This is a genomic window from Mesorhizobium sp. WSM3626 (assembly GCF_000513935.1).
Classification (GTDB): Bacteria; Pseudomonadota; Alphaproteobacteria; order Rhizobiales; family Rhizobiaceae; genus Mesorhizobium; species Mesorhizobium salmacidum.
Map to the genome: position 1 here is coordinate 1 of NZ_AZUY01000050.1, position 18,959 is coordinate 18,959.

At 64.4% G+C, this 18,959-nt stretch carries 19 protein-coding genes and 1 tRNA gene; 11 read left to right on the plus strand and 9 right to left on the minus strand.

What is annotated here, in order from left to right; translation table 11 throughout:
- Positions 1-49: 49 nt before the first annotated feature.
- Positions 50-1,438 (plus strand): dihydrolipoyl dehydrogenase, encoded by a 1,389-nt coding sequence (lpdA, locus tag M653_RS0125900; RefSeq protein ID WP_027145937.1) that lies wholly within the window; start codon positions 50-52, stop codon positions 1,436-1,438.
- Positions 1,439-1,648: 210 nt separating this feature from the next.
- On the opposite strand, the gene M653_RS0125905 is transcribed toward lpdA, so the two are convergent.
- Positions 1,649-2,758 carry a saccharopine dehydrogenase family protein gene (locus tag M653_RS0125905; RefSeq protein WP_348626253.1) on the minus strand — a complete coding sequence of 370 codons (1,110 nt, stop codon included), beginning with the start codon at positions 2,756-2,758 and terminating at the stop codon, positions 1,649-1,651.
- A gap of 114 nt (positions 2,759-2,872) precedes the next feature.
- Here M653_RS0125905 and M653_RS0125910 point away from each other — a divergent pair, with 114 nt between their 5' ends.
- Positions 2,873-3,301: an Lrp/AsnC family transcriptional regulator gene (locus M653_RS0125910; RefSeq protein WP_027145939.1), complete on the plus strand. Its 429-nt coding sequence runs from the start codon at positions 2,873-2,875 to the stop codon at positions 3,299-3,301.
- Between the two features lie 72 nt (positions 3,302-3,373).
- Here the strand turns inward: M653_RS0125910 and M653_RS0125915 are convergent, their stop codons facing one another.
- The 3 genes from M653_RS0125915 to M653_RS01000000133535 form a co-directional block, all read right to left on the minus strand.
- On the minus strand, positions 3,374-4,744 hold the full coding sequence (locus tag M653_RS0125915; RefSeq protein ID WP_027145940.1) for an ATP-binding protein: 1,371 nt from the start codon (positions 4,742-4,744) through the stop codon (positions 3,374-3,376).
- A 47-nt stretch (positions 4,745-4,791) separates the two neighbouring features.
- On the minus strand, positions 4,792-5,475 hold the full coding sequence (locus M653_RS0125920) for a winged helix-turn-helix domain-containing protein (RefSeq protein WP_027145941.1): 684 nt from the start codon (positions 5,473-5,475) through the stop codon (positions 4,792-4,794).
- Between the two features lie 105 nt (positions 5,476-5,580).
- Positions 5,581-6,375, minus strand: coding sequence for a membrane protein (locus M653_RS01000000133535; protein ID WP_032936131.1), 795 nt, complete (start codon positions 6,373-6,375; stop codon positions 5,581-5,583).
- A 235-nt stretch (positions 6,376-6,610) separates the two neighbouring features.
- Between M653_RS01000000133535 and M653_RS0125930 the strand changes: the two genes are divergently transcribed.
- On the plus strand, positions 6,611-7,243 hold the full coding sequence (locus M653_RS0125930; RefSeq protein ID WP_027145942.1) for an isoprenylcysteine carboxylmethyltransferase family protein: 633 nt from the start codon (positions 6,611-6,613) through the stop codon (positions 7,241-7,243).
- 38 nt (positions 7,244-7,281) lie between these two features.
- Here the strand turns inward: M653_RS0125930 and M653_RS0125935 are convergent, their stop codons facing one another.
- Positions 7,282-7,767, minus strand: coding sequence for a hypothetical protein (locus tag M653_RS0125935; RefSeq protein WP_027145943.1), 486 nt, complete (start codon positions 7,765-7,767; stop codon positions 7,282-7,284).
- Positions 7,768-7,987: 220 nt separating this feature from the next.
- Between M653_RS0125935 and M653_RS0125940 the strand changes: the two genes are divergently transcribed.
- Together M653_RS0125940 and M653_RS0125945 are read left to right on the plus strand one after the other, a co-directional pair.
- The gene (locus M653_RS0125940) at positions 7,988-8,353 is read left to right on the plus strand and encodes a RidA family protein (protein WP_027145944.1); all 366 of its coding nucleotides are present in this window, start codon (positions 7,988-7,990) and stop codon (positions 8,351-8,353) included.
- A 30-nt stretch (positions 8,354-8,383) separates the two neighbouring features.
- Positions 8,384-9,619: an amidohydrolase/deacetylase family metallohydrolase gene (locus tag M653_RS0125945; RefSeq protein WP_027145945.1), complete on the plus strand. Its 1,236-nt coding sequence runs from the start codon at positions 8,384-8,386 to the stop codon at positions 9,617-9,619.
- A 203-nt stretch (positions 9,620-9,822) separates the two neighbouring features.
- On the opposite strand, the gene M653_RS0125950 is transcribed toward M653_RS0125945, so the two are convergent.
- Together M653_RS0125950 and M653_RS0125955 are read right to left on the minus strand one after the other, a co-directional pair.
- The gene (locus tag M653_RS0125950) at positions 9,823-11,604 is read right to left on the minus strand and encodes an NAD(P)/FAD-dependent oxidoreductase (protein WP_027145946.1); all 1,782 of its coding nucleotides are present in this window, start codon (positions 11,602-11,604) and stop codon (positions 9,823-9,825) included.
- A 475-nt stretch (positions 11,605-12,079) separates the two neighbouring features.
- Positions 12,080-13,333 carry a Xaa-Pro peptidase family protein gene (locus M653_RS0125955; RefSeq protein ID WP_027145947.1) on the minus strand — a complete coding sequence of 418 codons (1,254 nt, stop codon included), beginning with the start codon at positions 13,331-13,333 and terminating at the stop codon, positions 12,080-12,082.
- 441 nt (positions 13,334-13,774) lie between these two features.
- Between M653_RS0125955 and M653_RS0125965 the strand changes: the two genes are divergently transcribed.
- The gene (locus tag M653_RS0125965; RefSeq protein ID WP_032936134.1) at positions 13,775-14,038 is read left to right on the plus strand and encodes a SapC family protein; all 264 of its coding nucleotides are present in this window, start codon (positions 13,775-13,777) and stop codon (positions 14,036-14,038) included.
- Between the two features lie 127 nt (positions 14,039-14,165).
- Positions 14,166-14,366 carry a DUF2934 domain-containing protein gene (locus M653_RS01000000133540; protein ID WP_032936135.1) on the plus strand — a complete coding sequence of 67 codons (201 nt, stop codon included), beginning with the start codon at positions 14,166-14,168 and terminating at the stop codon, positions 14,364-14,366.
- Between the two features lie 227 nt (positions 14,367-14,593).
- On the opposite strand, the gene M653_RS01000000133545 is transcribed toward M653_RS01000000133540, so the two are convergent.
- Both M653_RS01000000133545 and M653_RS0125980 read right to left on the minus strand, forming a co-directional pair.
- Positions 14,594-15,415: a polysaccharide deacetylase family protein gene (locus tag M653_RS01000000133545; protein ID WP_198028833.1), complete on the minus strand. Its 822-nt coding sequence runs from the start codon at positions 15,413-15,415 to the stop codon at positions 14,594-14,596.
- Between the two features lie 574 nt (positions 15,416-15,989).
- Positions 15,990-16,064: transfer RNA gene (locus tag M653_RS0125980), tRNA-Gly, on the minus strand.
- A 210-nt stretch (positions 16,065-16,274) separates the two neighbouring features.
- Here M653_RS0125980 and M653_RS0125985 point away from each other — a divergent pair.
- From M653_RS0125985 to M653_RS0126000, 4 genes are all read left to right on the plus strand, one after another.
- A complete protein-coding gene (locus tag M653_RS0125985; RefSeq protein ID WP_027145949.1) occupies positions 16,275-16,772 on the plus strand; it encodes a prolyl-tRNA synthetase associated domain-containing protein in 498 nt (165 codons plus the stop codon).
- Between the two features lie 84 nt (positions 16,773-16,856).
- The gene (trxA, locus tag M653_RS0125990; RefSeq protein WP_027145950.1) at positions 16,857-17,864 is read left to right on the plus strand and encodes a thioredoxin; all 1,008 of its coding nucleotides are present in this window, start codon (positions 16,857-16,859) and stop codon (positions 17,862-17,864) included.
- Between the two features lie 109 nt (positions 17,865-17,973).
- Positions 17,974-18,645 carry an LON peptidase substrate-binding domain-containing protein gene (locus M653_RS0125995; protein WP_027145951.1) on the plus strand — a complete coding sequence of 224 codons (672 nt, stop codon included), beginning with the start codon at positions 17,974-17,976 and terminating at the stop codon, positions 18,643-18,645.
- Positions 18,646-18,680: 35 nt separating this feature from the next.
- Complete coding sequence (locus M653_RS0126000; protein WP_027145952.1) at positions 18,681-18,932, plus strand: Trm112 family protein; 252 nt, start codon at positions 18,681-18,683, stop codon at positions 18,930-18,932.
- Positions 18,933-18,959: the final 27 nt, after the last annotated feature.

Here is an 18,959-nt window from a genome sequence, read left to right on the forward strand (position 1 = left end):
GGAGAAGGCAAAAGCGCGCGGCGGCCTTCGTCCAAGGGAAGCCGACGCCATGAAAGAAATCTCCTGCAAGCTGCTCGTCATCGGCGCCGGGCCCGCGGGGTATGTCTGCGCCATTCGTGCCGGGCAGCTCGGCGTCGATACGGTTATCGTCGAGGCGGGCAAGCCCGGCGGCACCTGCCTCAATGTCGGCTGCATCCCCTCAAAAGCGCTGATCCATGCGGCGGAGGAATTCGAGAAGGTGTCTGACATGGCCGGCGGCAAGAGCCCGCTCGGCATTTCGGTCACGGCACCGGTGCTCGATCTGGCCAGGACCATCGCCTGGAAGGACGGGATCGTCAGCCGGCTCAACAGCGGTGTCGCCGGCCTGCTCAAGAAGGCCGGGGTGAAGACGGTGCACGGCTGGGCGAGGTTTCGCGACGGCAAGACCGTCGAGGTCGAGACCGAGACCGGCAGCCAGGTGATCCGCGCGGAAACGATCGTGATCGCGACGGGCTCGGCGCCGGTCGAACTCCTGCCCTTCGGCGGACCGGTGATTTCGTCCACTGAAGCCCTGGCGCTGAGCGAAGTGCCGAAGAGGCTTGCGGTCGTCGGCGGCGGCTATATCGGCCTCGAGCTCGGCATGGCCTTCGCCAAGATGGGCGCCAAGGTGACCGTGGTCGAGGCCTTGCCGCGCGTGCTGGCGCAATATGATGCGGAGTTGACCCGGCCGGTGGTCAAGCGGCTCGCAGCACTTGGCGTCGAAGTGATGACAGGCGCCAAGGCCAAGGGACTGTCGACCAAAGGCGATGCGCTGCTGGTCGAGACATCCGACGGCAAGAGCGCCAAGGTCGCGGCGGACAAGATCCTGGTGACGGTCGGCCGCAAGCCGGTGACCGAGGGCTGGGGGCTCGAGCAGATCGATCTCGACAGGGCCGGAAAATTCATCAGGATCGACGACCAGTGCCGCACCTCGATGCGTGGCGTCTTCGCCATCGGCGACGTCACCGGTGAGCCGATGCTGGCGCACCGGGCAATGGCGCAAGGCGAGATGGTCGCCGAGATCGTCGCCGGCCACAAGCGCAGCTGGGACAAGCGCTCGATCCCCGCCGTTTGCTTCACCGATCCCGAGCTGGTGACGGCGGGTCTGTCGCCTGAAGAGGCCAAGGCGCTCGGCGAGATCAAGATCGGCCTGTTCCCCTTCGCCGCCAATGGCCGCGCCATGACCAAGCTCGGCGAGGATGGCTTCGTCCGCGTCGTGGCGCGTGCGGACAATCACCTGGTGCTCGGCATCCAGGCGGTCGGTCAGGGCGTGTCGGAGCTGTCGGCGGCTTTTGGGCTGGCGCTGGAGATGGGGGCAAGGCTGGAGGACATCGCAGGCACGATCCATGCGCATCCGACGCAAGGCGAAGGGTTCCAGGAAGCCGCGCTGAAGGCGCTGGGCCACGCGCTGCATATTTGAGCGCGGTGATCTTTCCTTCTCCCCTTGTGGGAGAAGGTGGCCTCGCGAAGCGAGGTCGGATGAGGGGTGCTCCAGCTTGGCGCGTCCTCATGCCAATCGGCTGCATCAAAACCAGCGTCTCACTCCGCTGGAACACCCCTCATCCGTCTCGGCGCTGCGCGCCGATCCACCTTCTCCCACAAGGGGAGAAGGAAGAAACGCTGGTGCTCCTCACCCCGCTAGCCGACTTACCATCTCATGTTGGGCATAGGCGCGGCCGAAGCGGTTGGCGAGGAAGGCTTCGAGCGCGATTTCCTCCTGCTTGACGAAGCCGGTCGCCGGCAGCGAGCCATCGGCCAGCATGTCGAGCACGGCGCAGATGCCGGAGGCGGTGGTGATCTGGATGGCGCTGCGCACGGTCTGGCCGACGCGCCTGGAATAGATCTTGTTGGCGTAGGTCTCCTGCAGCAGGCGGCCGTTCTTGCGACCGGAGACGGTGACGAAGACGATGACCACGTCCTGCAGCGTTGCCGGCAGGGCGCTTTCGAAAATGTCCTTCAGCACGTCGCGGCGGTGGCGCAGGCCAAGGTCGTTGAGCAGCGCCTTCATGATCGCGGCATGGCCGGGATAGCGGATGGTGCGGTAATTCAACGTGCGCACCTTGCCCTTCAGCGTCTCGGCCAAGGTGCCGAGCCCACCCGAGGTGTTGAAGGCCTCGTAGGTGACGCCGTCGAGCGAGAATTCCTCGCGCTCTTCCAGCGGCGGCACTTCGACCAGCTCGCCCTCGACGATCGCCTCGCAGGGCTCGCAATATTCGTTGATGACGCCGTCGGTGCTCCAGGTCAGATTGTAGTTCAGCGCGTTGGACGGGTATTGCGGCAGCGCGCCGACGCGCATGCGCACGCTTTCCAGCGTGTCGAAGCGGCTGGCGAGATCGTTGGCGACGATCGAGATGAAGCCCGGCGCCAGTCCGCATTGCGGGATGAAGGCGCTCTTGGCGGAACGTGCCAGCTCCTTGACGCGCCTGGTCGAGACGACATCCTCGGTGAGATCGAGATAATGCACGCCGGCGCTGGCCGCCGCTTCGGCGATGCGCGTGGTGAGATGGAAGGGGGCGGCGCTCAGCACCGCGAACTTGCCGGCGAGTGCGGCTTCAAGCGCACCGACCGCCGCGATGTCGAGTTCGAGCGTCTCGACGCCATCGGGCACTTCGGCGGCAGTGAGTTGCACGGCCGAGCGGTCGACGAGGGTGACATGGTAGTCACCCGTTGCGGCGAGCATTTCGGCGATGGTCGAGCCGATCTTGCCGGCCCCGACGATAACGATGTTGTTCATGGTCAAATGCCCCTGCCTCTGCGTTCGCCGGAATCATCGCAGCTTGCCTGTCGAAAGGAAGCGTGAGATCTTGCAAACCGCACCCTATCTTTAGTTAAATTGCCGAAGAGTTTCGTCGAAATGCTCAGTGATGCCGAACAGGCCCTGCTTTCCCTGCTGCGCGCCAACGCGCGCGCCTCGACGGCCGAACTGGCGCGGCAGCTCGGCGTCTCGCGCACCACAGTGCAAAGCCGGATCGAGCGGCTGGAGCAGCGCGGCATTATTAGAGGCTATGGCGTCAGGCTGGCGCCGGACTATGAGCAGGGGCTGGTCAGGGCGCATGTGCTGCTCACCGTCACGCCCAAGCTGGCCGATAGGGTGGTGCGCAGCCTGCAGGCATTACCGTCCGTGCGGACGCTGCATTCGGTCAGCGGCAATTTCGATATGATCGTCATCGTCGACGCGCCGTCGATCCGCGACCTCGACACGCTGCTCGACCAGATCGGCGCCATGGACGGGGTGGAGCGGACCGCGTCGTCGATCATCCTGTCGACACGGATCGACAGGTGAAGATCGATACAGCCGACCTCCCCCGCAAGGGGGGAGATTGGCCGTTACACCGCGTTTCGCCAACTTCCGAAGTTAATCCGTCGCCAAGGGAAAACTCACCACCACGGCCAGCCCAGGCCGGCAGTCCTCGAGCGTGATGGTCGCGCCGTGCAGGTCGGCGATGGCCCGGACGAGGCTGAGGCCGAGACCGCTGCCCGGCGTCGACCGGCTGTGGTCCAGCCGGTAGAGCCGCTGAAACACTTTTTCGCGCTCGCCGGCGGGAATGCCGGGGCCGTTGTCGGCGACGCTGGCAAGGACGCGGTCACCCTGGCGCGTCACCGACAGTTTGATCGAGGTGCCGGGCGGGCAATGGCGCAGCGCGTTCTCCACCAGATTGGCGACCATCTGCGTCAACAGTTCGCGATCGCCGTGGATCCGGCCCGTCGTCTCCTCCAGCCGCGGCGGCAACAGCGACTTGCCGTCGTCCTCGGCCACGTCGGTGTAGACCTCGGCGATGGTCCGCAGGATCTCGCCGGGATCGACATCGGTGAAGCGCGCCTTGCGCGCACCGGCCTCGATCTGCGCGATCCGCAGCAACGCGTCGAAGGTCTCGTTGATCTGATGGCCTTCCGTGCGGGCGTCGGCCAGATCGTCGGAGACGTCCTGGTGCCGCGCGGCCTTGTCGGCCGCACCCTCCAGGATCATCTGCAGGCGGTTGAGCGGCGTCTTGAGGTCGTGCGCGATGTCGGCGCTGACCTGCTTCATGCCTTCGACCAGTGCCGACAGGCGATCGAGCGCCGCGTTGACCTGGCTGGAGACGATGTCGATGTCGTCGCCCTTGCCGGTCAGCGGGATGCGGGTATCGAGCCTGCCATGCGAAACGTCGACCATCGTGGCGGCAATGCCGTCGAGACGGCGCTGGACGCGCGAGGCGAGCAGGGCGCCGCCGGTGACGGCCAGGCCGGTGATGATCAGGGTCGCCCAGCCGAAGCTCATCAGCATGATCGTCTCCAGCTCCTCCGTCTCGGAGAGGCTGAAGGCGATGGTCAAAGTGTTGGCGCCCAACGAACCGGAATAGGCGCGGTATTCGGTGCCCGGCGGCAGGTCAGGCATCTCGGCGCCGAACATCGAGAAACCGTCGGGAAGCCCAGCGGCGGTGAAGTTGCCGGCGATACGGTTGCCGGCCGCGTCGGTCAGCGAAAAGAGCTGTGCCTTCTTCAGGCTGCGCGCGGAGTGGCTTTCGACGGTCTCCACCAGCTCCTTGAGATCCTTGTCGGCATAGGTCGCGGCGATGACGGAATAGGTTTCCTTGATGGTGTCGTCGAGCTGCTCGGCAAGGTCGGCGCTCATCATCTGGTAGACGATGGCGCCCGCCAGCACAAAGGCCAGCACGAACAGGAAGGCGAACGTCAGGGCAAGTCGGAACGGCGTGCTGCGCAGCAGGCGGGTCCAGGTCGCCGTCATGAGAAAGTCGCGGTCATGGGAAAGTCGCGGTCATCGGGATGTCGCGATCACTGGGAGAGCGGCCGGTGCAGGCTGTAGCCGGTGTTGCGGATGGTGTGGATGAGCTGGGTATCGAACGGCTTGTCGACCTTGGCCCGCAGCCGGCTGATATGGGTCTCGACGACGCTGGTCTTGGGATCGAAATGAAAATCCCAGACGCGTTCCAGAAGCATCGTGCGGGTGATGACGCGGCCCTCGCCGCGCATCAGCACCTCCAGCAGGCTGAACTCCCTCGGCTGCAGGTCGATCGGCTGGCCGTGCCTGACAACGCGCCGCATGATCAGGTCCATCTCGAGATCGGCAACCCTGAGCACGGTCTTCTGCTCCTGAGCGGCCGGCCGCCGGCCAAGCGCGTTGATGCGGGCAAGCAGCTCGGAAAAGGCGAAGGGCTTGACCAGATAGTCGTCGCCGCCGGCCTCGAGCCCCTCGACGCGGTCGTCTATGCCGCCGACGGAGGTGAGGAAGATTGCCGGTGTGCGCACGCCCGCGGCGCGGACAGCCTTGACCATCGACAGGCCGTCGAGGCCCGGGATCATCCGGTCGGCGACGATCACGTCGTAGCCGCCGCTGGTCGCGGCGAAAAGTCCATCATGCCCGTTGCGCAGGAGGTCGCAGACATGGCCGGCCTCGGTCAATCCCCTGACGATGTAGTCCGCCGTCCTGTGGTCGTCCTCGACGAGAAGTAGCCGCATCGCTGTTCCGGTTGACTGCCGATATCGGGGACAGGTTATCACCGGCACGGGTCCGTTCCTAGGATGGTCGCAAGGCCGGCTGCGGCCGCAGCGCCCGCCGGCGGCTCAGTCCGATTCCAGCAGGATCTCGTCGGCATCGCCGGCGGTTTGCCTCAGTGTCATGGAGAGGACCAGGGCGATGATGCAGCCGAGGAAGATCAGGCTGGTGAAAATGGTGCCAAAACCCAAACCGCCATATTCGGCCGGCCGCGACAGCCAATCGCCGAAGGAGGCACCCAGCGGACGCGTCAGTATATAGGCGAGCCAAAAGGCCAGGACGGCGTTCAGGTGGACGAGATAATAGGCGAGCGCGATGAGCGCGATGACGCCGCCGAACAGCAGGCCAGTGCCGAGATAGCCCAAGTCGAAACTCTCGGCGACAAGATCGCCGGCGGCGGTGCCGAGCGAGAAGGTGGACAGGATCGCCAGCCAGTAGAAGATTTCGCGTCTGGTAGTGAAGATGGTGTGGATAGAGAGCGTCCGCTCGCTCGCGTACCAGACCGCGAACGTCGCCGCGAGCACCACCGAGAAGGCTATCGTGGTGGTCTGCAGGCGCACGCCGAAATTGTCGACGAGGTTATCGGTGACCAGCGTGCCGACGACGCTGATCAGCACCACCGCCAGCCAGTAGGCCCAGGGCACGTAGCGTTTCTGCGCGAACTGCAGCACGAGAGCGACGATCAGGACGCCGGCCATGATCAGCGAGGTGACGGTCAGCCCGAGACCGAGGTTGACGGCGAGATAGTCGGCCGCCGTTTCGCCCATTGTCACCGCCATCAGCTTGATCAGCCAGAAGTCGAGGGTGACGTCGGGAACCCGGTTGGGGCTTGGTACGGCGGGGGGTGTGTTGGGCGCGAGCATGGCTGGTGTCCCGATGTCGATGGTTGCGGCGGCGATCCGGCATCCGGACAATAGGCAAGCGACTTCACGCCAGCCTGTCTGGCGGCATACAAATTCGTAAGGATGGCTTTGCCTGGCGCAAAAGGCCTTTACGAATACTCGAGGTGCGCTGACAGAAGGCGACCGCCTTGTATCCGCCATCAATGGCGTGCCCCAGTGGCCGGGCTCGTATAGAGAGCACCCCAGGAAAACACCAATGACCTACGCCTCCCTCAAGCCGGTTTCGAAGGCTTTCGTCCAGCGCAAGCGGCTGATTTTCACCCGCGTCGCGGCAGTGCTGGCGGTGCTGCTGCTGTTCCTGACAAAGCCGGCGCTCAGCGAAGGCTCGCACGGCCACGAGACGCTTGAATTCCTCGGCTTCTGCCTGGTGCTCGCCTGCGTCGCCGGCCGGCTGTGGAGCATCCTCTATGTCGGCGGCAAGAAGAATGAGGAGCTGGTTTCGGCGGGTCCATTCTCGATGACCCAGAACCCGCTCTACTTCTTCTCGACGGTCGGAGCGGTCGGTATCGGTCTGCTCTATGGCTCGCTGGTGGCGGCCGCCGTCCTCGGCGTTGCCAGCTTCCTGATCTTCCGCGTCACGGCGCGCAAGGAAGCCGAATATCTCCTGGGCAAGTTCGGCCCGGCCTATTCAGCCTATATCAAGGCGACGCCCCGGTTCTGGCCGAACCCGCTGCTCTACCGCGACAGTGACGAGCTGCAGTTCTCGACGCGCGCGCTGAAGCGCACTTTTTTCGACGGGCTCTATTTCCTCGCCATCTTCCCGATCATCGAACTCGTCGAGTATCTCCGGGAAAGCGGACTGCTGCCGGCTATCATCACGCTGTACTGAGCGCCGAGCGCCAGCACGGCAATCAGCCCGCGCCTCGGCTAGCCGCCCAGTGGATACGGCATGTAGCCGACGAAGCCGGCTATCTTCCAGTTCGCCCCGACCTTCCGGCAGAAATACAGCGTCTGCCATTTCAGCCGGTCGACGCTGCCATCCGCCTTGGCGACGCTGCCGTCGAACTTCTTGTGCAGCACCGCGCGGTCGCCGTCGACATCGATGTCGCGCAGATTGGTGACGCGAAACAGCGCCTCGCGCAGCGGCTCGGCGAATTTGGTCGCCGCCGTCTCCTTGGCCTGGCGCAGCCACTCGTCGCGATAGATCTCCAGCCGCGGGAATTGTAGCCGCCAAGCATCGGCGTTGCTGAGGAAATGCGCGTGCATGCCGAAGAAGCTTTCGGCGACAAAGTCGTTCTCGACCATGGACCAGTCCTGGCCGATGAAGGCGTCGATGTCGCGCCGCACCAGCATCTCCCATAGCGCGTGGCGGTCGGCGTCGCCGGAAGGAAACGGGTTCTTGTCGAAGGTCATCGTCGGGGTCTCCGGTCTCGCAAGGGCGTCTCTCCGTCGTGGCGTCGAGCCCGGCCGGCAACGCGCACGATGCAAGCGCTTCTGTAATAAAGCAACACGGATTTCGAAGGATGTTGCTTTCCAACAAGGGCCCTATCGGGATCGCCCCGATCGCGGTAAATCTCGCCCCAAAGCGGGCGCCGCCTCGGTGCCTTGCCATGTCACCGGAGGAGGCCATCCCTTGCCCAAGCAGACTTTTGGAACATCCCACGTGCCGCTGTCGCCCGCCGTGCGGGCCGGCGACTTCGTCTTTGTCTCGGGCCAGGTTCCGGTCGGCGGCGACGGCATCGTGGTCAAGGGCGGCATTGCGGAACAGACCGAGCAGGTGCTCGTCAATGTGAAGGCCGCGCTGGCGCTGGCCGGCTGTACGATGGACGACGTGGTCAAGACCACCGTCTGGCTGGAGGACGCGCGCGACTTCGGCGGCTTCAACGCGGTCTATGCCAGGCACTCCCCGAAGAACCCGCCGGCGCGCACCACGGTCGAATCGCGGCTGATGATCGACATCAAGATCGAAGTCGAGGCCGTCGCGTACAGGCCGGTCTGAAAGGCAAAGTAACAAGGCGGAGGCATCTCCATGCAATTCGACCTCCTGCTGAAGGGCGGACGGCTGATCGATCCGGCGTCCGGCATCGACGCGCCCCGCGATGTCGCCATCGCCAATGGCCGTGTCGCCGCTGTCGACGCCGATATCCCCGTGACCAGCGCCGCGCAGGTGGTCGATGCGACCGGCTGCATCGTCGCGCCCGGTCTGGTCGACCTGCACAGCCACGTCTATTGGGGCGGCACCTCGCTCGGCGTCGATGCCGACAGGCTCGCCGCCAAGAGCGGAACCACCACCTTCATCGATGCCGGCAGCGCGGGTGCGGGCAATTTCCTCGGCTTCCGCCGTCATGTCATGGAGCGCTCCAAGGTGCGCATCCTGGCCTATGTCAACATTTCCTTTGCCGGCATTTTCGGCTTTTCGCAGACGGTGTCGGTCGGCGAATGCAGCGATCTCCGGCTTTGCGAACCGCGCGAGGTGGTGGCGGCCGCGCGCGAGCACGCCGACGTCGTCGTCGGCGTCAAGGTCCGCTCCGGCAAGCATGCCGGCGGCACCAGCGGCATCGCGCCGGTCGATCTGGCGCTGGAAGCCGCCGAAAAGGCCGGGCTGCCGCTGATGGCGCATATTGACGAGCCGCCGCCCGGCCGCTCCGAAGTGCTGCCGCGCCTGCGCCGGGGCGACATCCTCACCCATTGCTTCCGGCCGTTCCCCAATGCGCCGGTCTTCGCCTCCGGCATGGTGCGGCCCGACATGCGGCTGGCGCGCGAGCGCGGCGTCATCTTCGATCTCGGCCACGGCATGGGCTCGTTCGATTTCGACGTCGCCCGCGCCATGCTCGCCGAAGGTCTGGCGCCCGACGTCATTTCGAGCGATGTGCATCTCTACTGCGTCGACGGGCCGGCCTTCGACATATTGGTGTGCATGTCGAAGCTGATGGCGCTCGGCATGCCGCTGGTCGAGGTTTTGCGCGCCGCGACGCAAGCGCCGGCGCGGGCGATCGCGCGGCCGGACCTCGGCACGCTGGCGGTCGGCACGGCGGGGGATGTCGCCGTGCTGCGGCAGCGTCCGGGCCGCTTCTCCTTCGTCGACGCGGTCGGCGCCTCGCTGGTCGCCGACCAGCGGCTGATGTCGGAAGGCATCGTCATCGGCGGCACCTGGTGGCCGAACGAAGCGGCGAATGACCTTGGCGAGACCGAGCGTTTCGAAGCGCATGCCGCGCATATCCACGTCGAGGTGGCGGCCCGGCATTTCGGACATAGGCAAGAGTGAGGCTGTGCGGTCTTCCCTTCTTCCCCTGTGGGAGAAGGTGGCCTCGCGAAGCGAGCTCGGATGAGGGGTGCTCCAGGGAAAGCAAGCGTCTCACTCCGCTGGAACACCCCTCAACCGTCTCGGCGCTGCGCGCCGATCCACCGCCCTGGGCGAGTCACGGGCCTCGCCCGCCCTTCGGGCCCCACAAGGGGAGAAGGAAGAAGCTAGAGGCCCGGCGCCCCATACACCGGCGTCTCGATCCCTTCCATCCGCGCCTTGATCTGCAGCGCCACGTATTTCGAATAGAACCGCGACAGGGCCAGATTGCCGCCGTGGAACCATAATGCTTCCTGCGCCGTCGGCTTCCACATGTTGCGCAATTCGCCTTGCCAGGGGCCGGGGTCGCCCTTGACGCCGGAGCCGAGGCCCCAGCACGGGCCGACCTTGTCGGCGACCTCGCGCGAGACGAGAGCCGCCACGTTCTCGTTCATGGACTGGTAGCCGGTGCAGGCGATGATGGCATCGGCCTCGATCTCGCTGCCGTCCTCGAACAGGATGCCTTTGCCTGCCAGCGATTTTATCGCGACGCCGCTGCGGATGCCGACCTTGCCGTCGATGATCAGGTCGGACGCGCCGACATCGATGTAATAGCCCGAGCCGGTGCGGTAGGCCTTCATCAAAAGGCCGGTCTCGTCGTCGCCGAAATCCAGCGCGAAGCCGGACGCGGCGAGACGCTCGTAGAAAGCGGCGTCGCGCGCGCGGATGACGTCATAGAGCGCGCGCTGGCCCTTGGGCACCAGCGCGAACGGCGTCGAGGCTACGATCATGTCGGCCTTTTCCGTGGTGATGCCGCGCGCCAGCGCATCCTCGGAGAAGATCTCGAAGCCGACCTGCATCAGCGTGTCCGACTTGACCACGGTGGTCGGCGAACGCTGGACCATGGTGACGTCGGCGCCGCTTTCCCAGAGGTCGACGCAGACATCGTGCCCGGAACTGGCCGCGCCGATGACGGCGACCTTTTTGCTGCGGAATTTCTCGCCGCTGGCATACTGGCTGGAATGCAGCAACTCACCCTCGAACTGGTCCGCGCCGGGCAGCTCGATCTTGCGCGGCGGACCGTAGGCGCCGGTGGCGAAGACAAGGTGCTTCGGCTTCAGCGTGGTGCGCTGGCCGACGCGGTCTACCACCACGGTCCATTCTTTCTCCGCCTCGTCGTAACTGGCGCTGAGGCACCTGGTGGCGCCCCAGTAATTCAGCTCCATGACGCGCGTGTACATTTCCAGCCAGTCGCCCATCTTGTCCTTGGGCGTGAAGACGGGCCAATTATCGGGGAACGGAATGTAGGGCAGATGGTCGTACCAGACCGGATCGTGCAGCACGAGCGTGCGGTAGCGGTTGCGCCAGGAATCGCCGGGCCGTTCGTTCTTCTCGAGGACAATGGTGGGCACGCCGAGCTGACGCAGCCGTGCGCCGAGCATGATGCCGCCCTGGCCGCCGCCGATGACCAGGCAATAAGGTTGCTCGGAGGCGCCGAGCTCGCGCATCTCGCGCGTCCGCGCTTCCGACCAGGTTTCGCGTTCCGGGTCGGCTTTGTGGCGCACGCCGAGCGGCCGCGCCGCGCCCTTGCGCTCCTCGAACCCTTTCAATTCAGTCATCGCCGTGAACAGCGTGCGGCAGCGGCCATCGCGCAGGCGCATGATGCCTTGTCCCGTGGCCACTGCCGTTTCGAAGGTGAACCAAGCCTCGATCGTGCCTTCATCCGAGGTCGCCTCGCCGGACAGCTGCCATGCGGCGGGCCTGGTCGTCGCCAGCGTCGACTTCAGCATATCGGCGATGGCGTCGCGGCCTTCCATGGTGGTGATGTTCCAGGTGAAGGTCAGCAGGTCGCGCCAGTAGCAATCGTCGACGAACAGGTTGCTTGCGCCCGACACGTCGCCGGATTCAAGCGCCTGCGAAAAGGAATCAAGCCAAGCGGCCGCCTGTTTGGATGGTGACATTTCGAGCATCTGTCTTCTTCCCTCTTCCTTTCACAGTGCGCCGCCCGGTCTTCCCTTCTCCCCCTGTGGGAGAAGGTGGCCTCGCGAAGCGAGGTCGGATGAGGGGTGCTCCAGCTTGGCAACATCGCTTTCCGGCCACGATCGCACAGGGAACACCAGCGTCTCACTCCGCTGGAACACCCCTCATCCGTCTCGGCGCTGTCGCGCCGATCCACCTTCCCCCACAAGGGGGGAAGGACGCGCCGCGCCCGCCTCTCTGGCAGCTCCGGTCATGAAGTCGATCTTCCCTAGCCCGCTTTCGACCCGATTTCTTATCATGTCTGTACGCTGTCGTTCCATGCACCCGGCACCGTTGCAGCCGATGCGTGCTCAGGCATCACCGCCGAGTTCCGTGGCGCCCCCCCTCTGTCCTGCAGGGCAGAGGGGGGCGCCGTAGAGTGCTGCCTCGCAATGGGCAACGCAAGCGCGCCAACCCCCTGCCTCCCTATCCAATCACCTCCAGCCGCCTCGGCAGCCGGTTCATCACAACCGGTCCATCCGGCGTGATCAGGAACTGGTCCTCGAGATTGAAGCTGGCGAGGCCGTCGATGTAGAGCGGGATCTCGAAGGCCAGCACCATGCCGGCCTCGATCGCGATATCGCTGTCGGCGGCGATGAACGGCCATTGTTCGGAAAAGACCGACTGGCCGACGCCGTGGCCGAAATGGCCGCGACGGTAGGAGCGTAGCCCTTGCCGCGCCAGGCTTTCGGTGGCGACGCGGTGGACATGGGCGAGCGTGTTTCCGGGGACAAGCTCGGCCAGGCCATCCTCGAAGGCGCGCTCGGCAATGGCGTGCAGCTCCGCTTGATCCGCCTGGGGCGGGCCGAAGGTGAAGTTGCGCGACATGTCGGAGGCGTAGCCGCCGACCGTGCAGACCATGTCGCATTTCAGCGAATCGCCAGCCACGGCCCTGGCGTCGGCGCCTTTGGCCCGGGCACCGAGCGTCATATATTCGGCCGTGATGACCGGACGAGACAAGCCGGCCGCCGCCGTGGCGACGCCTTGCCGGTAGAGCGCGACGAGGTCGCCCTGGCGCATGCCGGCCATGGCATCGACCTGCAGCCGCTCCAGCCCGGCTTCGGACAAGATGATGCCTTGCCGCAGGAGGTCGATCTCGCGCGGCGACTTGACGGCGCGCAGCCGGTCCAGCACGGACGATCCGTCGACAACGGGGCAATCCGGCAGCAGCGCCTGGATGGCGGCAAAATCGGCGGCGGGAATGAAGTCGAGGTCGAGGCCGAGCGTGGCGCGCTCCAGCCCGAAATCGATGAGCATGGCTTGCAGCTGGCGCACCGAGCCGGCGAGGTCGAAGGTGGCGGGACGCGAAAAATCCGGCGCGCGGTCGAGCGAAGCCAGACCGGCCTCGATACGCTCCGCCAGGGCAAGTCCGGCAGGTCCGGCAGGTCCTGTCCCGACCGGCGCGGACTCGATCCAGATCGGGTGCGAACGCACGACCATCTCGGGCGCGGCGGTCCGCAGTTGCACGGCGTTGAAGTCCGCGACCACGACGCCGATCGGCAGGTCCTGTCTGGCCGGAATGACGACGAAGCCGGCGCCGGCGCGCCGGAACAGGCCGGCCGGGCCGATCGACGCGCCGGTCGCATAGTGGAAGGCCTCGGGCGCGCAGAGCACCAGCGCCGCCATGCCGGCGCGTTGCATCAAATGCGTAGCTCGCTGGCGGTCGACAAAACCCGTCATGAAACGTCTCCGTATGCCCCAATCGGCAACGGAGCACTGCGGGTGCGGACAATCAAGCTGGTTGCTTGATGATATTGATCCCTACATGCCTAGAAAACTGGCGGAGACGTCCATCGCTTCGTCATCCTGGGGCGAAGCGAGGAGCGCAGCGACGCGGCGCAGACCCCAGGATCCATGCCGCGACTTAAAAGCGCCGCAGCAGTCCAGAGTTCTGCTCCGCTGCATTCCCCGGGGGATGTCGCGGCATGGATCCCAGGGTCTTCGCGACGGAGCTTCGCTCCTGCTTCGCCCTAGGATGACGAACGTTGGATAGGCCTCGGCTAATCCCGAATGTCTGCGAATGCCCGCCCCTACCAGCTTGGTAAGCGCGGCGGTGAAGCCGGCCAGCGACACCGGGACGGTGACCGGCTTGCGGGTGACAGATTCCATGCCGATGTTCGGATGGTTGACAAGATCGACGGGCACGGCCTGTTTTCGCCGCGTCAGAGCAAAGTGACGCTGGAAGGCGGCGAAGTGTTCAACCTCACCGATTTCCAGGTGATCGACGAGGCAGCCTTCAACACATTGAGCGACGAGGCCTTCCTCGACCTCAGGAAGTCAGGCGCGCTCGGCCTGCTCTATTGCCACCTCGCCTCGACCAACAGCTGGACCTCGCCGGTGCATCAGGTGTCGGTGCGCAAGGCGGAGCGGGCGAAGAGCGCCTGAAGGCAAGAAGCGTATCGAATCGCGGTCCTGGATGCATTGTTCGACTTGGCCGAGGTTGACGACATCCGGTTGGAACATTTCAGGCGCTGTCCGGTTGCTTCCTCAGGAAATCCAGAGGAATGCGGCCATGGTGATCAGCCAAGAAGAACGTGTCGCGCATATCAGGAAGCGGGCCCACGAACTTTGGGAACGGGAAGGCCTGATGCCCGACCGTGAAAAGGCCTGCTGGGACAAGGCGGTCGAGGAGTTCGAGTCCGGTAAACTAACCGCCGGACGACAGCAGGCTGGTGCGGATGCCGCCGGCGACGCGTCGGGTGCCAAACACTGACACGCCGGTAGGCGTTAGAGCGGTTCAGCACCCGATTTAGATAGGCGACCGCTCTAACTCTTTGTTTATACGCAATTCCTGACGGAAAGTTGTTAAACACTTTTCCTGGAATTGCTCACTTTTCCTGGAATTGCTCTAGGCGGCCGCCCGCCTGTCATGCCGGCCTTCCCTGATTTCCGCCGCCTTGCAGGGGTGACAGTTTCTCAAGCGGACATCTATCGGGCGGTCTAAGCAACGATTCTCATGGTTTCGCGGAAGGCGCGCATTCCGACTAAGTCAATGCCAGCGGCATTGAGCAGTTCCTGCACTTGCCCGGATCGGAAGACTTCGTATTCGCCGAGACGAGTTGCGGCATCATCGGAATACAGGGCGATGTCACCGGGTGCAGTGAAGTGGAACCCGCCCCAATTGAGACCGGGGGCAGCCCGGCTAAAGATATCGGCATAGGTCGCGTGATCGGGCGCGAAGTTGCCAAACGGAGTGGTAAGGAAACGCTGGAAATCCGGGTTGCCACGAGCGGCTAGACGCTCAAAATAAAGCGTGTAGTCGAAATCTCGCGGTGCCATGTTGTTTACGTCGCGTGACAGAATGACTGGAAGCTGGAAGGCCTCGCCTAGGCGCAGATAAAGATCAACGAATGCGGGCTGCCATACGGTCCCCATATGCGCGTCGAGATGTGTGACGTCCACTCCCGCTGCCAAGGCCGTTTCGACCTGAGCGCGCAACTCTGTCTCCACCGCAGTGAGGTCCGCATGAACGGCCTCGGTAACGTTCGCCCACATGAAGCCGTCGCGATCGGTAAGGCCATTGGGGTGGACTCCTGTGAGTGGTCGCCAACGGAAGCGCGAAAATTCGGCGGTCAATGTCAGGTGTACACCCACATCAAGGTCCGACCGATCCCGGCAGATGGCCGCCATCTCGGGAAACCACGGGCAGGGAACCATGACCGAACCCGAGGTGACAACCCCTAAGTCGAATAGCTCGACGAATGCCTTGTTGCCACTATGACTGGCCCCCAGATCATCATGATGGACGACCAGATGTTTCACTGGAGCTGCGGCGTCCTTTGTTTGATTGTCAGGGGCGCCAATGCCACACGTCATTCTCGATTCCTCTATGCCGAGCGGCCGTACGGGCCATTTTGCCAATTTATCAGCCTAGGGGAACCCCTTAGCTGGGTGATTGGCATAACCTGCGGCCTTCACCGGAGGCTTGCAGAAAACGTCACGGCAATGCGCGGATGAGGATCGGAGTCCTGGGAACGGGTCAAAGACCAAACTACCGCATTTCCTATGAATCAGCTGATGGCGAGCAGATATATTCGACTCATTCCGGGGATAACCACGTTTTCTTCAGCATGAAGGGGCGCAACGAGTGGGTCACGAACTGGAGCCTTCCACGGCCGCGATTGGGGCCGGCAGCAACGCGACGAGTCTGACCAAGCTGCGCCATTGGCCCAGCCCTTTGCGGCCTACTTCATTGAAGGGCCATGGCCGCTTACTTAGCGGCCACATGGGAAATCGATCAACGCGCGTGTTGACCAGGTGTTGACCAACAGCAAAAACAGAAAGGGCCACCGTGCGGTGGCCCTTATCTAAACGCTTGATTTTCCTAAAGGAAAATTGGAGCGGGTGAAGCGATTCGAACGCTCGACCCCAACCTTGGCAAGGTTGTGCTCTACCCCTGAGCTACACCCGCTCACACGGCGTCTTGGCCGCAAGCCGGGCCTATATGGCTGAAGAGCGCGGCGATTGCAACAGGGAAATAGCAGGCTTTTTGCAACTCTCGAACGATGCCGGCAAACCGTCCGCGACGCGCCGATTTCATCGCTCCTTGCGCGACGGCCTTGTGTCGGCCGCCGCATTGGCCGTAAACGGCAGGGCCAGGAAACGGACGAGAAGACGACCAATGCCGAAGACAGAAGCTGAACTGATGGCCTTTCTTGCCGAACTCGGCATCGCCGTTTCGACGATACGCCATCCGCCGCTCTACACGGTGGCCGATTCGCAGGCGCTGCGTGGCGAAATCGCCGGCGGGCACACCAAGAACCTGTTCCTGAAGGACAAGAAGGACAATTTCTTCCTGGTCACCGTCGGCGAGGACGCGGTCGTCGATCTCAAGCAGATCCACCAGTCGATCGGCGCCGCCAGCCGGGTTTCCTTCGGCAAGCCGGAGATGCTGATGGAGCTTTTGGGCGTCACGCCGGGCGCGGTCACCGTCTTCGGTGTCATCAACGACAGGGAAAACAGGGTCAAGCTGGTACTCGACAAGGATTTGATGGACCATGCCGTGATCAACGCGCATCCACTGACCAACGAGGCGACGACATCGATCGCGGCGGCCGACCTCATCAGATTCGTCGAGGCAACCGGGCACGATGCTGCTATCTTGAAAGTCTCGGCATGATCGCCACATGGATGGCGAAGCCGATTTCCAATTGAGACGTGGCGCCGAGCCGCTGGCCGGGGGCGCGACCGAAAGGGTAACGAGATGAGCGACAACAATCCGTTTGGTGAATCATTCGGAAACACTGGCGGCCAGTATGCCACCACGGTCCAGTATGGCGGAACGGCGCCGGCGCCGGCGAAGGCCGCGCTTGGCGATGCGCCCGTGGGCCCTGCCGGCGGCGATGTCATCAAGGACACGACGACCGCCGCCTTCGCCGCCGACGTCATCCAGGAATCGCGCCGTCAACCGGTGCTGGTCGATTTCTGGGCGCCATGGTGCGGACCTTGCAAGCAGCTCACCCCGCAGCTGGAAAAGGCGGTCAAGGCCGCCGGCGGCCGGGTCAAGCTGGTCAAGATGAACATCGACGATCATCCCTCGATCGCTGGCCAGCTCGGCATCCAGTCGATTCCGGCTGTGATCGCCTTCAAGGACGGCCAGCCGGTCGACGGCTTCATGGGCGCCATTCCCGAGAGCCAGATCAGCGAATTCATCACCAAGGTCGGCGGCAAGGGCAATGGCGCGCCGCCGGTGGCCGAGGCCCTGGCCGCGGCAACCGAGGCCCGCGATGCCGGCGACATGCAGGCCGCCGCCGATATCTATGACGCCATCCTGGCGCAGGCGCCGGAGACGGTCGAGGCGATTGGTGGGCTGGGCGACCTTTTGTTCGAGACCGGCGACACAGAGGGTGCCGAGGTGCTCCTGGCAACGGCGCCGGAAGCCAAGAAGGATGCACCGCCGCTGGCTGCCCTGCGTGCCAAGATCGCGCTGGCCGCGCAGGCGGCGGCGTTGGGCAATCCGGCCGAATTCGAACGGCGCTTGGCCGAAAACCCCAAGGACCATCAGGCGCGTTTCGATCTGGCAATGATCCAGAACGCCAAGGGCGATCGCACGGCAGCCGCCGACAACCTGCTGGCCATCATCAAGGCCGACCGGAGCTGGAACGAGGATGGCGCCAGGACGCAGTTGCTGCAGCTGTTCGAGGCCTGGGGCATGACCGACGAGTCGACGCTTGCCGCGCGCCGCAAATTGTCGGCGTTGCTGTTTTCCTGAGCCGGTTATCGGTTGTTTTGTCGCACGGGCTTGTGGCGTCGGGCCTGTGCGCCAGATAGGACAGGGCAGGTTGACGCTTCGCAAAAAGGAAGCGATCGGGAGGAACGAGGTGCAAGCGGGAAACGCGCATTACCGGCTCGCCAAGGATTTGCCGCCGACGATCCCGCTTTTTCCGCTCGAGGGCGCGCTCCTGCTGCCGGGCGGCCGCATGCCGCTCAACATCTTCGAGCCGCGCTACCTGCAGATGGTGGACGAGGCGGTCGCCGGCTCGCGCGTCATCGGCATCATCCAGCCCGGCCTCAATGGCGCCTTGCGCGAGGATGGCGAGCCGGAACTTTGCAATGTCGGCTGCATCGGCCGCATCATCGCTTTTTCGGAGACCGGCGACGGCCGCTACCTGATCTCGCTGCAAGGCGTGTGCCGGTTCCGCATCGCCCACGAGCTGACGGTCAAGACGCCGTTCCGCCAGTGCAAACCGGCGCCCTTCCTCGCCGATCTCGACGAGGAGCAGGCGGCTGATGAAATCGACCGGCCGGCGCTGCTGCGGGCCTTTCGCGCCTATCTGCAGGCCAATGATCTGGAAGCCGACTGGGAAAGCGTCAGCCGCGCCGAAAACGCCATGCTGGTCAACGCGCTGTCGATGATGGCGCCCTACGGACCAGCCGAGAAGCAGGCGTTGCTCGAGGCGGCGGACCTGAAAACCAGGGCCGAGACGCTGATCGCCATCACCGAGATGACGCTGGCGCGCGAGAATGAGGATTTTGGCTCGAGCCTGCAGTGAGGTGAACGCAGGCCTGAAGCTGGAAAGGGGACGCAATGGCGGATGGGCGTGATGGAAAGAAAACCAATGTCGACCCGAAGCTGCTGGAACTCCTGGCCTGCCCGCTGACCAAGGGGCCGCTGGCCTGGGATCCCGATCGTGGCGAGCTGATCTCGCGGGTCGCCAAGCTCGCTTATCCCGTGCGCGACGGCATCCCGATCATGCTTCCCTCGGAAGCGCGGACCATCTCGGCCGAAGATGTGCTGTCGCCGCCAAAGCTGGGCGGGCCGGGCAGTTCAGCGTCATAGAGTGTGGCCGGACATTGAGGTTGGCGT